Origin of the sequence: Nocardia takedensis NBRC 100417 (genome assembly GCF_000308695.1) — a bacterium.
In the GTDB taxonomy this organism is placed as follows: Bacteria; Actinomycetota; Actinomycetes; order Mycobacteriales; family Mycobacteriaceae; genus Nocardia; species Nocardia takedensis.
Genome location: NZ_BAGG01000123.1, coordinates 34,293 through 50,201, shown reverse-complemented (window position 1 = coordinate 50,201; position 15,909 = coordinate 34,293). Strand labels below are relative to the sequence as shown.

General features: G+C 68.7%; 10 protein-coding genes. 2 read left to right on the top strand and 8 right to left on the bottom strand.

The window, feature by feature from the left end:
- Positions 1–90: 90 nt before the first annotated feature.
- Positions 91–1,047 carry an RNase H family protein gene (locus ON30_RS36395; RefSeq protein WP_157183836.1) on the top strand — a complete coding sequence of 319 codons (957 nt, stop codon included), beginning with the start codon at positions 91–93 and terminating at the stop codon, positions 1,045–1,047.
- Between the two features lie 158 nt (positions 1,048–1,205).
- Here the strand turns inward: ON30_RS36395 and ON30_RS26095 are convergent, their stop codons facing one another.
- From ON30_RS26095 to ON30_RS36390, 8 genes are all read right to left on the bottom strand, one after another.
- On the bottom strand, positions 1,206–2,210 hold the full coding sequence (locus ON30_RS26095; RefSeq protein ID WP_245554220.1) for an RNA polymerase sigma factor: 1,005 nt from the start codon (positions 2,208–2,210) through the stop codon (positions 1,206–1,208).
- A gap of 41 nt (positions 2,211–2,251) precedes the next feature.
- Entirely contained in the window at positions 2,252–3,124 is an 873-nt protein-coding gene (locus ON30_RS26090) for a haloalkane dehalogenase (RefSeq protein ID WP_051029995.1), read from the bottom strand.
- A 253-nt stretch (positions 3,125–3,377) separates the two neighbouring features.
- Complete coding sequence (locus ON30_RS26085; protein WP_040711074.1) at positions 3,378–4,373, bottom strand: hypothetical protein; 996 nt, start codon at positions 4,371–4,373, stop codon at positions 3,378–3,380.
- Positions 4,374–4,377: 4 nt separating this feature from the next.
- Positions 4,378–5,496, bottom strand: coding sequence for an RNA polymerase sigma factor (locus ON30_RS26080; RefSeq protein WP_040711072.1), 1,119 nt, complete (start codon positions 5,494–5,496; stop codon positions 4,378–4,380).
- A gap of 119 nt (positions 5,497–5,615) precedes the next feature.
- Complete coding sequence (locus tag ON30_RS26075) at positions 5,616–6,398, bottom strand: hypothetical protein (RefSeq protein WP_040711070.1); 783 nt, start codon at positions 6,396–6,398, stop codon at positions 5,616–5,618.
- A gap of 28 nt (positions 6,399–6,426) precedes the next feature.
- Positions 6,427–6,840, bottom strand: a complete 414-nt coding sequence (locus ON30_RS26070) for a hypothetical protein (protein ID WP_040711068.1) — start codon at positions 6,838–6,840, stop codon at positions 6,427–6,429.
- A gap of 165 nt (positions 6,841–7,005) precedes the next feature.
- Entirely contained in the window at positions 7,006–7,764 is a 759-nt protein-coding gene (locus ON30_RS26065) for a hypothetical protein (protein ID WP_040711066.1), read from the bottom strand.
- Between the two features lie 90 nt (positions 7,765–7,854).
- Positions 7,855–9,054: an OmpA family protein gene (locus ON30_RS36390; RefSeq protein WP_051029994.1), complete on the bottom strand. Its 1,200-nt coding sequence runs from the start codon at positions 9,052–9,054 to the stop codon at positions 7,855–7,857.
- 414 nt (positions 9,055–9,468) lie between these two features.
- On the opposite strand from ON30_RS36390, the gene ON30_RS26055 reads away from it, so the two are divergent.
- On the top strand, positions 9,469–15,906 hold the full coding sequence (locus tag ON30_RS26055) for a PA14 domain-containing protein (RefSeq protein WP_083911674.1): 6,438 nt from the start codon (positions 9,469–9,471) through the stop codon (positions 15,904–15,906).
- The last annotated feature ends 3 nt before the right edge of the window (positions 15,907–15,909 follow it).

The following is a 15,909-nucleotide window of genomic DNA, read 5'->3' as shown; positions in this document are numbered from 1 at the left end:
TTGTCTCGGATAGGCGCAACGTTGGGGGCGGGGGGACGTCTTCCTTGTGAACGATGAGCGGTGGGCTCGTCCTTGTTCGGGGAGATCGCGATGACCAGGTTGCGGCGGATCGTCGGTGTTCTGTGCGGTGTGTTCGGGGCTTTTCGGCGGTCGGGTGGGGTGGGGCCTGTCGAGGCGGTGGCGGACGTTCCGGCGGTGGACGGGGTGGTGGGGGCACCGTTGTATGCGGCGGTGATCGTTGCCGGGAATGGGGCTGATGGGGTTGCGCGGGCGGTGTTGGTCGTGGCGGAAAGTGCTGCGGCGGAGGTGATTGTGGAGGTGGCGGAGTTCGGTGGGGCGGATCGGGGGTGTGGGGCGGTGGTGGTGGACGCGTTCGAGTATTTGCAGAAGTTCGTGGTCGCGCGGGATGTGCGGGCCGAGGTGTATATCGGGAATCGGGAGGTGCGGGACTGGTTCGCCGGGCTGACGCACAGTCATCTGACCGGTTGTGCGTTCGAGGGGCGACGGGCCGGGGTCCGGGTTGCCGCGGAGAAGGCGCTCGCGGCGCGGTTGGTTCGCGCGGATCTGCTCGGGAGTCGGCGGGTGGTGATCGCGACGGACGCTTCGGCGCGGGCCGGGCGGCGTGGGATGGGGCTGGCCTATGTGACGGATGACGGGGATTGGCGGCAGGAGTTCCTGCCGTCGACGTCGGTGGTCGCGGTCGGGGAGTTGGAGGCGATCCTGCTGGCGGTGACCGCGCGGAGTGACCGGCGGATCTCGGTGTTGACCGACAGTCGCAGCGCGGTGTGCTGGATCGACGGCAGCGCCACTCCGCCCACCCAGGTGATCGCACGGCGGGTCGCCGCGATCCGGCGCGCGATCGGGGACCGGGATGTCACGGTCGGGTGGGTGAAGGCGCATTCCGGGCATCCGCTCAACGAGATCGCCGATCGCCTCGCGGTGGCCGCGCGCCGGAATGCGGCGGCGGGGGTGTCGACCGCGGTGCGGGAGCAGATCGCGCGCAACATCGTTGACGATCTGCGGCCGAGCACCGGCAGCGTCGCGTGACGGCACTTATTGATTGTTCGCGCTGCTCGACCTGGGACGTCGCGAAGATGCGGTGGCTGCGAAGGGGAGGGTGGGCGGTCGATCCGATCGTTCCAGGTCCCGGTGCGGAGCGGACTGTCGGCGGTCGAGTCGGATGCGGAAGGACGTCGGAGGCTCGGTTATTCGGAGGCATCGGACAGCAGGGAGAACCGTCCGGACCGCAAGAGACCGGCGACGGCGTCCGCTTTCGCCCGGGGGAAGGCGTAGTCCGGATGGATTCGGAGCACCGCCGCGGCGTCGTGCAGCGCGATCATCTGCTGTTCGGCTTCCGCGGCGCTACGGCCCGCGCCGGGGACGGGGTGGGTGGACAGTTCCGGTCGGCGCGGATCTATCCGCCCGGCCGACACGGCCTGGGCGATGCGTCGCGAACATCGGCACCGGGCCTGTGCGCTCGCGTAGCCACAGGTCGAGGTCAGGAAGGTGCGGAGGCGTTTTCTGGTTCGCTCCAAACGTTTTCGGTAGGCGGCGGGGGTGAGGTCCAGGATCCAGGCGGCGTCGGCTGATCTGACGTCGAACACGTCGTCGAGGACGAACGCGATCCGTTCCTCGCGGGTCAGGCATTGCAGCATCGCCTGGCTGCACTGGAGGCGGACTTCGGTGGCGAGTAGTTCCGCTTCGGGACCGCGATGGTCGGCTGTCAGGCCCTCGACCAGCAGGTCGCCGAAGGCGTCGAGGCTGAGCTGCGCCGCCTCCTGTGGTGACCGTCTTCGCGTGTTGAGCAGATGGTTGACGGCGATGCGATACGCCCAGGTGAGCAGTTTTGCCTCACCGCGCCAGGTCGCGAGCCGGGTGAACACCCGCAGCAGGATCTCCTGGGTGGCGTCCTCGGCGTCGGCGGGCCGGCCGGTCATGCGGAGCGCCAATCGATAGATCGGGTCCTGTAGTCCGCGCATGATCTCGGTCGCCGCGACGGCGTCGCCGTCGATGGCCGCGGTCACGAGCGCGACCTCCCTCGGGTCGACTGCACCGACGTCGACGGAACCGGGGGCGACCGAACCAACGTCGGAACCGGGGTCGACGGAACCGACCTCGACGGAACCGGGGTCGACCGATCCGACCTCGACCGATCCGACGCCGACCGAACCGCGGCCGGTCGCGCGATCGGTCGGCATGTCGTCGGTCATCGACCCATCGTCCGTCCGCGCCCACCTGTCCGCAACGCCGGTCATCGGTACTCCGGTGCGGTGAGGGTGTGCCGTCGCAACCAGTCGGCGATTGCCGCGCCGATCTCGTCGGGGCGGTCTTCGGCGGCGTGGTGTCCGGCTTGTCCGCACGGGACGACGTCCAGTGCCGCGATGTGGTGTCGGCACCAGGCGGTCATCGTTTCGTCGATGAGCAGTGTGGGGGAACCTTCGAATGTCATCAGCAGTTTCGGGGTGTCGGTGCTGATGGCCAGCCAGCGGTCGAAGGTTTCGATGCGAGTGACGAGTTCGGCGGGATCACCGTCCAGTGGCATCTGGCGTGCCCAGGCGAGCAGGGGCCTGCGGCTGTCCGGTGTCGGATAGGGCGCGAGGTAGGTCCTGAGATCGGTGTCGGCGACCGGATCGAGGACGCCGCCGGTGAAGGCTTGGCGAATGAACAGGTCTTGTTCGAGCACCATCTGCTCGCCGACGCCCGGGGTTCGGAGGGATTCGGATCGGGTGCGCGCTTGCGGGGACAGGTCCGCCCACGCCATCGGTTTGACGATCGTTTCGAAGAAGGCGAGGCCGCGCACCTTGTCGGGGTGGCGGGCGGCCCAGTCGCAGGCGAGCGCACCACCCCAGTCGTGGCCGACGAGGACGACGTGGTCGAGGTCGAGGGCGTCGAACCAGGCGTCGAGGTAGCGGGCGTGGTCGGCGAAGGTGTAGTCGATATCGGGTTTGGCGGATCGGCCCATGCCGATGAGGTCCGGCGCGAGCAGTCGCCCGTCGGTGAGGTGGGGCAGGATCTCGCGCCACATGTGCGAGGAGCTCGGGTTGCCGTGCAGGAACACCAGCGGGGTGCCCGCGCCGGTTTCGGTGTGGGAGAGGTGTGCGCCGAGAATGTCCGTGGTTTTCACTTGTCGGCCTTTCTTGTCGGGCGATCCGCAGGAGGCGAGGGTGAGCCCGGCCGCCGCCCCCAGGAGCAGCGTCCGTCGTGATACCGGCTCGGATCGGGGTGTGGCCGAGCGAAATCGCCTGCGCATACGGATTCCTTCGCGCCCAGGGGGCGGGTGTCGTGGACTGATACATCTCTTTCGACACTGGGAACCGACAGCCGTGACACGGCGGCCAAGTGATCTACCTCACTCAGCGCCTAGGGGCGGAGCCATGTCATGGCAATGCCGCCGCGATGGCGCGGGATACCGCGGCGGCCGGGCCGAGGGTGCGCTGAATTCGTCGCCACAGACCGCGATCCGCTGTCGACGCGCGGGCGACAGCGGAGGTGATCCAAGTCGCCCAGGTGTCGGGGATATCGGTGGGGGGGAACGGTTTATAGAGTGTGACGGCGTCGCGACCCCAGGCCGATAGGCCGGTGATGGTGAGGTGTCCGGCCAGGCGCCCGCGGATCGCGCGCAGGACGATCAGGTGGGTGGAATCGGCGAGGTCGACGCGGACGACGGCCAAGGCTTCGCCGATGCCGGGGTCGACGCGGACCTCCAGGAGTGCGGTGCCGTCTTCGGCGACGGATTGGTGATATTCCAGATGCCAGTCCTCGTGGCGCGCGTGGAATGCCGGTGTGCGCTGTTCGGGATCGGCGGCGGCGCGCGGGGGCGGAAGGACCGGTGACACCTGCCATGATCCGGTGGCGTCGATCGTTCCGCCGGGTGATCCGCGGTAAGCGTCGGCTTCGCGTGCGGGCGGGCGAGACCCGGCGATTTCCTCCGGCGACTCGCAATGATCGATGGGTTCGCAAGAGGTGTCGACGATTTCCTCGGGCGATGCGCGGAGTACGTCGTCCTCCCGCGCGTAGGGGTCGTCGCCGAGCGGACCGCACGAATCGATGAGCAACGTAATCAGTTCGCCCAAGTCGGAGTCCTCGGCGGCGGCGACGGTGATCCGGTCGGGAATTCCGTGATCGGCCCAGTAGCGGCGCAGTTCGTCGCGGTATCGCTCGTGCGCGAGGACGAGTTCGGCGAGGTCGGCGTCGAAGCCGAGTACGGCGGCCCTGGCGATGTCGAGGCGTATGTGCCGGGTTCCGGTCAGCGCGGCGGCGGCGGTCGCGGCGGCGGGCAGCCAGGGGGGCGCGGGATCGTCGGCGGGGGGTTCGTCGGAGAGCGGGTGGTCGAGTGCGCTCGCGGCGATCGGATCGTGGGGAGTGCCGGCCATGTCGTCAGAACTCCAGGGGTCGGTGGGTCTCGGGATTGTGCTCGGAGCACACCGTGACGCAGGCTGGATGGGGGTTGCGCACGTAGGTCGCGTAGCGGGATTCGGCGGCGTGCAGGGCCTCGGTCAGGGAGTCGACGTCGACGGGTGCGTCGAGCGCGGGCGTTCCCCGTCGCGCGGCTCGCTTCTGTTGGGCGAGTTGCTCTTTGGCGACTTCCGCGGCGAAGAGCGGGAGGTCGACGCGCACGCCCTTGCCCGGGTGGTCCCGCAGGGCGCGGCCCGCGAGCCTGAGTCGGAGGACGTCCGCGTCGCGCTCGGGATCGCCGCTCATCGCGTCGAAGGCGTCGAAGTGGGTCTCCACGGTCTCGGGGGTGGGCCGGTGTCCGGCGTGGCCGAGCACGCACGTCAGGTAGAGGGCGAGGCCGGCGGTGTTGGTGATCCTGGCCGTGCGCCGCGACGCGGTCGCCTTGTCGACGCCGTAGCGTTCGGCCAGTCGCTCGTTCATGCCCCGGTCCGGATCGTGGGTGCTGTCGCGGGGTTCCAGCGTCGGCAGGAACCGGTAGAACAGTGCCATATGTTCCATGTCGGCGTCGGAGAGGGTGAGCACCGTGCGCCCGTGGCGTGGCGTGCGGTTCCACAGGGCCAGCAGGATCGCGCCGAGCCCGGTGCGCGCGAGTTCGTCGAGTTGCCGACGCGCGACTTCCGCGCCCGGATCCTGGTGCACCACTTCGAGATCACCCGCTTCCGGTTCGCTCTCGGGCGCGACCCGCGCCGCCTCGAGGGCGGTGAAGTCGTCCGTGCCGGTCTCCCGACCGAGTTTACGGACGCGGTCGATGGCCTTCCTGCCGACGACCTTGGCGAGGTAGGCGCGCGAGGCGTAGTCGACGGCGGCCGCCGCGACCTTGTCGGCGTCGCCGCCGGTGTGGAAAGCGTCGACGCGGGCGAGGAGTTCGACGTAGGAGTCGAGCACGACGTCCTCGACGAAGCGCTCGTCACCGAGACGGCGGCGCGCCACCGCGAGCAGATAGCCGATGTTGTCGGGGCGGAAGTGCTCCTCGAGGGCGGTGACCGCGAGCGTGAACGATTCCTCGGTCCCGCGTTCGGGAGCGGGCGCTTGTTCCAGCATGTACTTGCCCTTCCTGGGCCGAACGACTCCTATTGCCGCCGCGAAGACCCCCATCGCCGCAGTGAGGTCCGGCGATGGACACTCGAGAACATCGTTCCGCGCCTCGGCAATTCGGTAAATCATTCGTTCGTACGACTCCGTGCGCGCTCGCGGACGGGGAAGTCGTCGATGGCGACCGGTTGCGCGGTCAGTCCGCCGTTGCGAGAGTTGCGCAGCGCTTCCACGACCTGGTCGCGCGCGTAGGCGTGCAGTTCCCGTTCCATGCTGTCGATGCGCTGCTGGGCCATCTCGTGCTGGCGGCGCGCGCGGTCGCGGATATCGGGGAATCGGCTCAGCGCCAGCGCGATTCGGCCGTATTCAGCGGCCACGCGGTTGCGCTTGCGGTCGATCTTCGCGACGGCGCGGCGGGCCGAGCGCACGGCGAAGTAGGAGTCGTTGTCCAGCAGCGCGGAACCGTGGGTCGCGATCTCGATGCCCGCGGCGAGGAAGACGGCGAGCATCAGCATCGCGATCCAGCGGTCGGCGGGGTCGTTCGCGAAGCCCTCGAGCGACCCGCGCTGCCAGCGCAGGGCGGCGAGGGTGATGCCGATGAGCAGCCACCCGGCGAGCAGCGCGGCGCCGCCGAGTCGATGCCCGTGTCGCCACGCCAGACCGCCGCCGAGGGCGGTGACCGCGGCGATGCCCGCCACGCCGGTCGCCACCAGCGCGGAGACGAACTCGGATTCGTTGACGATGACGTCGAAGGCGGCCTTGGCGAGGATGACGTCGATGATCATGCCCGCGATCGCGGCGGCGAGCAGGACGGCGCTGACGAAGGGGAAGTACGGCGTCGGCGGTTCGGTCCGGCGCGACCGATCCGTGCCGAGATCGGTGACGGTGCGGGTGGTTGGTGTTGCGGACATCGGGGCCCCTCGGGAGTCGGCGGGTGGATCAGACACTGTGGATGCGCGGCGGCGGTTCGTCGCTCTTGCCGTCGGTCAGGGCGGGCACCACGGCGAGTGCCGGAACGGTGCCCGCCAGCGGAATCACCGGTGCGGGCAGTGGATCGGCGTGTTCGTCGGTCCGCTCGTCGCCGAAGCGCGCCCAGACCCGCCGCTCCGCGTCCTGATAGCGGCCGAGTCGAATGTTCAAGCGCGCCAGACGTTGTCCTTTCTCGATGCTGTGGGCGGTGCCCTGTTCCTCGAGGTAGGACCACAGTCGCAACTGCTCTTCGTAGGCGTGCCGGGCGTCCTCGGCCCACTGGCGGCAGATCGAGTGGATGAGACGGTCGAGGACGTCGCCGTGCGCCTCGTCGAGGCTGCCCGCCGCCGCGTGCGCGACGACCCGCTCCCGGATCATCGCCATGACGGGGGCGATGTCGGGTCGCGGTAGGTCCAGCGGACTGTTGCTGTCCCAGTTCGGGATCGGCGTGGTCGCCGATCGTTGCAGGTAGGCGCGGGCGCGGCGACCGATCGTCGTCGAGATCAGGTCGTGGATGGTGATGATCGTCTTCTCCGTTCGGGCGGGCTGTCAGGACACGGGCGGCAGCGCGTCGGGGCTGCACCACTCCGGCGCCGTGATGAGATCCGATCGCGCGCTGAGCTGGATGTGCTTCGCCCGCCGGGTGGCGGCGCGGGCGTAGGTGCGGGCGCGTCGGTTGTAGTGCTCGGTCAGCACGCTCGACCGCACCAGCAACTGCTCCCAGTGCGACCTGCGGGCCGGCACGCAGATCACGATCTGCCGTTCGGCCTGGTCGCGCGCCTCGGCGAGCGCGCGCCGACGCTCACGCAACCCGGCCACCCGACTGTCGCGTTCGCGGTGCCGCCTGCCCTGCCGCTGCTGCGGTGTCTCGAACTGTTCGCCGGTGCTCATCGGCGTCGCGTCGATCGGGGTCTCGGCGGCCGCGACGATCTGCCGGTCGAGGTCGGGCAGGCTCTCCCGGGCCCGTTCGACCGTGCCGCGGTGCGTGGCGATCATGTCGTCGAGCACCGCGATCGCCGCCCTGGTCGCGCGGCGTTCGATCTCCTGGTTGGTGCGGCACGCGTGTTCCATGCCGACGATCCAGTCGGTGCGGAACTCGGGCACGCGCTGATCGGCCTGCCCGGGCTCGGCGGCGTTCCGGCGGACGACGCGACGCCGGTCCCGGAACCCCGCCCAACTGTCGGCCACCCGCTCGAGGAATCGATAGCGGATGGTGGGGGCCGGATCTCGTTGCAGCAGCGGCGCGGCGGGCGCGATCGGCGTGGTCTCGGCCGTGAATTCGGCACGATCGACGGTCTTGTTCGCCATATCTCCTCCTGGGCGGGGTGGGCTCGGCATCGCCCGGACGCCGCCCCTCGACGGGTAGACGTCTCCCCGCCGCGAACGTTGCGGCCGGGTTCAGCAGGGATCGACGAGGGTGATGCGGACCGACCGGTTCAGCGAGGCGGGGCCGGGCAGCAGGAGACCGGTCACCGGATCGCTGTCGGGGCGCACGTATTCGGGGAAATCCGCGCCGACGCCGACCGCGGTGATCTGCGTCGCGCGCGCTCCGTCACCCGACAGACGCTGGGCCACGGCGTCGGCGCGACGCTGACCGAGCCCCACGAGACGGGCGCGGTCGCCGCGGTCGTCGGCGGTGGTGCCGCGCACGCGCGCGGTGCGGTCGGCGTCCTCGGCCAGCCACCGGGCGATCGGCGTGAGCGCCGTCGCGGCCGATTCCGAGTCGACGAATGTCGTCGTCTCCGGCAGGAAGGACACCTGCGACTGGTCGGTGAACACGATCTCGCGCGTCGTGCACATCGCGGGCGTCGCGATCACCGGCACGTCGACCGGCCGGACTGTCCGCTGGGTCGGCACCGCGCCGTCGGTCCGCGGATCCGGGACGACCACGACGGACGCGCCCGCCGCTTCCAGAACGCCGCGCCAGATCGCCACCACATTCGCGCGCTGGGTCGCGTCCAGCAGTTGCTGCGGCCCCGCGACGTAACCGAGGCCGACGAGGCGAACGGTGATGCCTTTCAGATCCGGCAACGCGCCGGTGCTCGCCAGGTATTCGGTCACCTCCCGAGGTGAGGCGGTCAGCATGCCGGGCGAGGTGAACGACAACCTGCCGGAGTCGCTGAGCCCGGAACCGGTGACCACGATCGTGGGATGCCGCGCCGTCCTGGTGCGGATCGAATCGGCGGCGATCGAGATGGCCTCGAGGTCGTCGGCGCCGTCGTGGGCCGAGCCGACGTCGAGCGCGCGATCGATCACCTCCAGATTGCGCCGGACGATCATCTTCTTGCCGGCGTCGGTGCCGGTCACCTCCCGGAATCCCTCGAGTTCGACGAGTTCGGGCCGCGCCGAGACCCGGACCAGTTCGACCAGTCCCCCGTTGCGCATCACCGAACCCAGCAGGTCCCGGGTCGACTTGTCGAGGTCGGGCGCGGGAGCGTTGGCGTGGGTGTCCGCGACGATGACGACCGCGTCGGCGTCGCGCGTGGCCGGGTCGCCGCCCTCCGAATCCGAACCGCACGCGCTCACCACCCCCAGCGTGACCGCCACCGCGACCACCGCCCGCACGGTGCGCGAACTGCGTTCGAGGAACTGGGACACGGTGACCTCCTGGATGCCGGACCGGTCGCCGACCGTGCGGCCGCGACCCGAGAACCGAACGGTTCTCCCACCGCAGACGTACGAACCCCCCGAACGTTGCGCGCGGGGCGCGGAGTCAGTTTCCGGCCGGACTATTGACAACGCTCGGTCTCTTACGTGACTCTTGTGACAGGGCCTGTTCTGTGCCCTGATTCCGGAAATCTCCGGAAAACGCCCACACGCACCGCCTTCGGCGCACACTGCCGCCGCTCAGCACCCTGTCGAGCCCTCGATTCCACGTGGATCGGGGGCTTTTTCGTGCCGCCGTCGAGCCGCGGCGGGTGCGCGGCGCAACTGTCTTCGCGTAGCGGTCGCGATCCACCGACCCCGAGTCCCTATACAGCTCAGGGGTTTCCTGTTCGGAAAGGACAGTCGATGTCCCATGACGAAGTCGTCGAACCCCCCTCGGGTGGGAACGACGGACAGTACGAGAAGCGAGGTGGGGGGTGGCTGTTCGTCGGGTCACCTCGACCTCCGGGCCGCAGACTGCTACGAGCGCTGTTCGGTTCTCGGTTGCGCGTCGGCGCGGTCGCCCTGAGTGTCCTGATGGTCGCGACGGTGGTCCATGTGCTGGTCTTCCCGCGTGCCGCCGAGCCGATGACGGCGCGCGATCTGCCCTTGTTGACCACGCAGGATGTCGAGCACGGCGCGGACACGACGAAGATCGCACCCGAACCAGCCGCTCCTCCAGTGGATTTCGGGCCGCTACGGGCCGACAGTTCGGGTTTCGATCAGGCGTCCGCGGCGGAGACGAAGCGGTCGGAGCGGTCGGTGGAGTACACCGACGGCGACGGCACGAAGTCGGTGGTGTTGTCCCCGACGCCGATCAGCGCGCCCGACGGTGTCGGCGGCTGGATTCCGGTCGACACCCGCGTCGTCCCGGAGCCCGACTCGCGGCGGGCGTCGGCGCGGTCCGGCGCGGAGGTGTCGTTCGCGGAGTCGGCCGACGCGCCCGCGCCCGTGCGGATCGAACGCGACGGCGCCGGTGTGACGCTGGCGCTGGAAGGCGCCGACAACTCCCGCCGGGAAGTCACCGAGTCCACCGTGACCTACCGCGACGTCCTGCCCGGCGTCGACCTCGCCTACGAGGTGACGCCGGGATCGGTGAAGGAGTCGCTGGTGCTCGGCTCGGCGTCCGCGATCGCGGACGGGCGCTGGGTCTTCCGTCTCGACGCCGACGGCCTGACCCCGCGGCCGAGTGGCGATTCGATCGAATTCACCGACGGCACAGGGGCGGTCGTGGCCGTCCTTCCGCCCATCGAGGCGTTCGACAAGGCCGGCGCACGCACCGGTGGAACCTATTCTCTCGATCGAGTACAGGATTCGTGGCGTTTGACGGTGACGGTGGATCGGGCGTGGCTGAGCGCCGCGGACCGGCGATTCCCCGTTGTCGTCGACCCGACCTACACCTACGGGTTCGGTGGGCAGGTGCAGGCGATCGCGTACAAGCAGGGCGCCGCGGCGTGCACCGACACCTGCGGTGTGCGGACCGGCGTGAAGAGACCGCTGTTCCAGACGCCCGAGTACTGGCGCTCGGCGCTGCAGTTCGATCTGTCCTCGTTGTTCGGGCGGTCGATCACCGGTGCCCGGCTCGAGGTCAAGGACAACAGCAGCACGCCGTGGATGATCACGACCTCGCAGGTCAAAGTGCAGAAAGCCACTGTGCCGCTGGGGTACGGCGCACTCGGTGACCTGCTGGCCTCGGCATCGGTCGGGGCAACCGGAACACTGCAATCCTCGGCGCTGACGACGTTCTTCGCCGACCGGGTCGCCGCGAGCGACGCCCAGGCGTGGTTCATGCTCGCCGGTGAGGAAACCGGTACGACCGACACCTACAAGGACCTGTCGGTCAGCCTGGTCGTCGATTATGTCGACACACCGCAGACCCTGCCCGACGCGACACTGGTCACCCCGGCCGACGACGCCGTCGTGGCGACCGTGATGCCGACGTTGCAGGTCGCCACGACCGGCGTCGTCCCGGACGGCACGAAGTACTGCTTCAAGGTGTCGACCGGTTTCGACGGCCGTTCCGGCAGCGTCGCTCAGTCCGGCTGCCTGACCGAACCGAAATGGATCGTGCCCCGGCATGTCCTGCAAGACGGCTCTCGCTACACCTGGACCGTCGACCTGTCGATTCCCGGTGTGCCCGCGTTGCGTCCGGCTCCGTGGCTCGGCCATTTCACGGTCGACGAACGCAACGGCGATCCGGGGCCGACACCCACCGACACGCTCGGCCCGGTGACGGTGAACATGTTCAACGGCAACCTGCGCTACAACGCCGCAGGTCCGGCTTTCGACGCGCTGGGCGGCTCCGCGGCGATCGACTTCGCCTACAACTCGCGGACCGCGGGTGTGGCCCAGGGTGTCCGGGCGACCTATTTCAACGACACCGATCACAACGGCGCGCCCGACGGCCCCGCGGTGCTGGTGCGCTCCGAACCGCAGGTCGCGCTGAACCATTGGACGCAGAACATTCCGGGCGCGCAGCAGTATCCGCTTCCCGCGGGCCTGAAGGACAACTGGTATGTCGTGCGGTGGGAGGGGCAACTCCAGGCCCCGACGACCGGAACCTACAAGTTCGGCGGCACGCACACCGACGGCGCGAAGATCTGGATCAACGACCAACTGGTCTACGACAATCCGGTATCGAACACGGGCGCACTGGATTTTGAGAACGCCGCCTCGACGCCCATCGCTCTGACGGCCGGACAGCGGCTGCCGTTGAAGGTCGAGCTGTACCACCACACCGATACGCAGGGCTCGATGGTCATGTGGGCGCAGCCGGGCAACCCGGTGTCCACGATCGTGCCCACGAGCTGGTTGTATCCGGCCGATCCGCCGTCGCTGCCGTCCGGGTGGTCGATGTCGATGCCCGCCTCGGACTACACCAGCGCCGAACTGCGTGACGGTTCCATCGTGCTCACCGACGGCGCCGCGGGTAAGCACACCTGGGCGCAGACCACCGGCGGCGGCTACATCCCGCCACCCGGTCGCGACGGTGTCGTCGCCTTGGACGCTGACGGGCGGATCTCGGTGACCGAGGACGGCGTGGTGTCGGTGTTCAACGCCGACGGCACCCTGGCTGAGGTCTCGACCGTGGTCGACACCAAGAAGCCCGCGTCGCTGCGCTACCTCTACAGCGGCAGTCCGTCGCGGCTGACCGAGATCCGGGACCCGGTTTCGGGGCGTTCGCACATCCTGCACTACAACACCGACGGTACCAACGGCTGCTACGGCGGGGCCACGATCCCGCAGGGCGCGGAAACACCTCCGAAGCACCAGTTGTGCCGCATCACCTATTGGGACGGCACCCAGACGCTGCTGTGGTACTCGCTGACCATCCTGGCCCGGATCGAGAACCCGGGCGGGGCGATCCAGGACTTCAACTACCGCGACTACGCCGAGGTCAAGGAAGCGCTGAAGGACGCGACCACCGAAGCCGCGCGGCGCAGTCTCAAGGAGAGCATCGGTCCGCTCTCGACTATCCGCAGCCCCTTCGCCAACGACTGGGCCGCCTACCAGAATTTCCAGGGCACGCAGATCACCACGATCTCCACGGCGATCAGCTACACCCCGTTCACCGAGGAGGTCGGCCAGCCGCAGCGCCTGCGGGTCACCGGCGTCGCCGGACCGGCTGAGGACGGCCGCTACACCGGCGAACAGATCTGGCACCGCTACGGCTACGACCTCGCGAACAAGAGGTCGACGGTCGACGTGAACGCGATCGGCGCGCTCAACTCCGCCGAACGCACCGTCACCTGGGATGCTTCCGGTCGCCTTCTCACCTCCACCGACGCGGTCGGGGATGTCACTCGCACGGAATGGAACGCCAAGGACAATCGGACGGCCTCGGTCGACACCACCGGTCGCCGCTCGACGGTGATCTACGACCACGCCGACCGGGTGACCGACAGCTACGGTCCCGCACCGTCGGCCTGTTTCGACGGACAGCTCCCGAAACCCGAATGCGCCGCGACGACGCCGCATTCGCGCACCGACTACGACGAGAACATGGTCGGGTTGGAAGCGGCCTTCTACGGCAACCCGTACCTCTCGGGCGTGCCGAAGGAGTGGCGCACCGGTGTCGGTTCCGTCGACGGCAGCCTCAACCGCACCTGGGGCGCGACGCCGCCGGTGCCCGGTACCGGTTGGTCCGGCCGGTTCACCGGGGAGATCGAATTCCCCGCCGTCGGACAGTACGGTCTCGGATTCACCGTGGTCGACGGTGTCCGGCTGTGGATCGATGAGCGGTTGATCGTGGATAGCTGGACCGACAAGGCGGCCACCGCCGTGACCGGTACCTACACCAACGCCGTCGCGGGCAGCAAGCATCGCATCCGGGTCGACTACTACAACCGCGGCGGTAGCACCGGTGCGTTGAATTTCACCTGGACGCCGCCCGGCACAGCCACGGCCACCGTGCCGGGACAGTATCTTCGGCCCCGCTACGGGCTCGTGACCAGCCAGATCACCGAGAACACGGTTACGGCGCGCGCGCCCGAGAAGAAGACCGCGACGGGCTACTCGGATCCGACGAACGGGATCGATCCCGCGCTCGGGGTCACCGTCTCCAGGACCGGCGATCCCGGCGGACTCGGACTGACGAGCCGAATGCAGGTCGAGTCGCCCGGCCAGGGGTACCTGCGGCAAGTCGCCGCGGCCCTGCCCGCGGGTGACCTGACCGATGTCGACAAGCGCGCCACCTCGACGTTCTACGGGGACAGCGAAACCCGTGCGAACCCGTGCAACACGAACGCGCCCCCCGCCAACCAGGCGGGTCGGATCAAAACCGCTCGCGGACCGAAGAACTCGGACAACGTCGCCACCGCAGTCGAGTCCGTCTACGACGCCGCGGGACGTATCGTGGCCGTGCGCACCGATAGCGAACCGTGGTCGTGCACGACCTATGACGCGCGCGGCCGTGTCACCCAGAGGTCGCACCCGGCGATGGGCGCCAAACCGGCCCGGGTCATCGGTTACGTCTACGCCGTCAACGGCGATCCACGCCAGCACCGGACCACCGACGCGAGCGGATCGACCACGACCGTCGTGGATCTGGCCGGTCAGATCGTCTCCTACACCGACGCCAACGGAAACGTCACCACCTCCGACTACGACGCCGCGGGCCGCAAGACCAGGGAAGCCACCACGGTCAAGACGAAGATCTCGATCTCGACCTATCAGTGGGACAACGCCTCTCGACTCACCCGTGTCGACCTGGACGGCGTCACCGTCGCCACGCCGACCTACAACGCGGGCGTGCTCCAGAGCGTCGCCTACGGCAACACCTCGAATCTCACCATCGGTCGCAACGACGCCGCCTCGGTGAACGCCCTCACCTGGCAGGTATCCGGTTCGACGGTCGTCAGTGGGGTGACCCGCTCCCGTGACCAGCGGATCATCGACGCAAGGATCACCGACTCCGCCACGCCCGGCACGACCTTCGATTCCTCCTACACCTACGACGGTGTCGGACGACTGGTCGCGGCCACCGTCCCGTTCCATCAGCTCACCTACGCCTTCGCCCCGAGCAATGGGTGCGGGCCGAACACGAAAGCGGGACTGAACACCAACCGCACGTCCTCCACCGACAGTTTCAACGGAGCGCCCGCGGTCACCACCAACTACTGCTACGACCACGCCGACCGACTGCTGTCCACCAACGGCGGCACCGCCCTGTCGTTCACCTACGACGCCTACGGCAACGCGATCACGGTCGGAACCGATACTCTCGGTTACGATTCCACGCTCCGGCACATGTCGACGACCACCGCCGCGGGCACGTCGATCAACTACGTCCGCGACGTGAACGACCGCATCATCGGTCGCACGGCCAACGCCAACCCGGCTCAGGCCACCCGCTACGGGTTCGTCTCCGATGGTGCCGGACCGGAATTCGTCCTCGACGGTTCCGGGAACCTGCGCCAGCGTCTGCTGAAACTGCCCGGCGGCGTCCTGCTCACCAAAACCTACGATCAGACACCCGTCACGAATTGGTCGTACCCGAATATCCACGGCGACATCCTGTTCACCGCGAACGGGAACGCGACCCGCACCGGGACCCTGCACCTCTACGACCCCTACGGCCAGAACATCGACCCGGCCACGGGCGTCATCGGTGACATCCCCATCCCCGCCACCGCCGAAGGCGGCCTCGACTTCGGCTGGCTCGGGCAGAACACCGTCCCGGTCGAACATCTCGCGGGTCGACAAGCCCTGGAAATGGGAGCCCGCACCTATCTGCCCGTCCTGGGCCGGTTCCTGCAAGGCGACCCCATTCCGGGCGCGTCGGCCAACGCCTACGACTACGTCAACGGCGACCCGGTCAACACGTTCGACCTGACCGGCAAAGCGCCTGGCGGAGGCAAACCCGGCGGCGGTAAACCGGGAGGCGGCAAACCGGGCGGTGACGGCGTCGTCTCCGAGGACATCTGGGATCTCTACGACCCGCAACCGACCGGCGAATGGAACAAACCGCAAACCGCCAAGCCGCTCCTGACGGACGAAGCCTGGGGCAAACTCTGGGACCACATCAAAGAACGGCACAAGCCCGGTGTGAAAGACCCCAGGGCCGGAGTCTTCAGCGGAAAGGAGAAGGAGGTCCGCAAATTGGTGGCGGATACGATCAGGCTCGCCACCGGACGGCCGAATACGCCGGACGAGAACGGGAATCCGCGGCCCGGCAAGGTCTACGACTGGGACTTCGGCCGAGTAGTCGGACACGCGGGCCCGGCAGAAGGCGGCGGAGAACTGACTGCGGTTCGCGTTGTCGTGGACGAGGAAGGAAAGTTCAAGACCGCCCACCCGATATAGCGC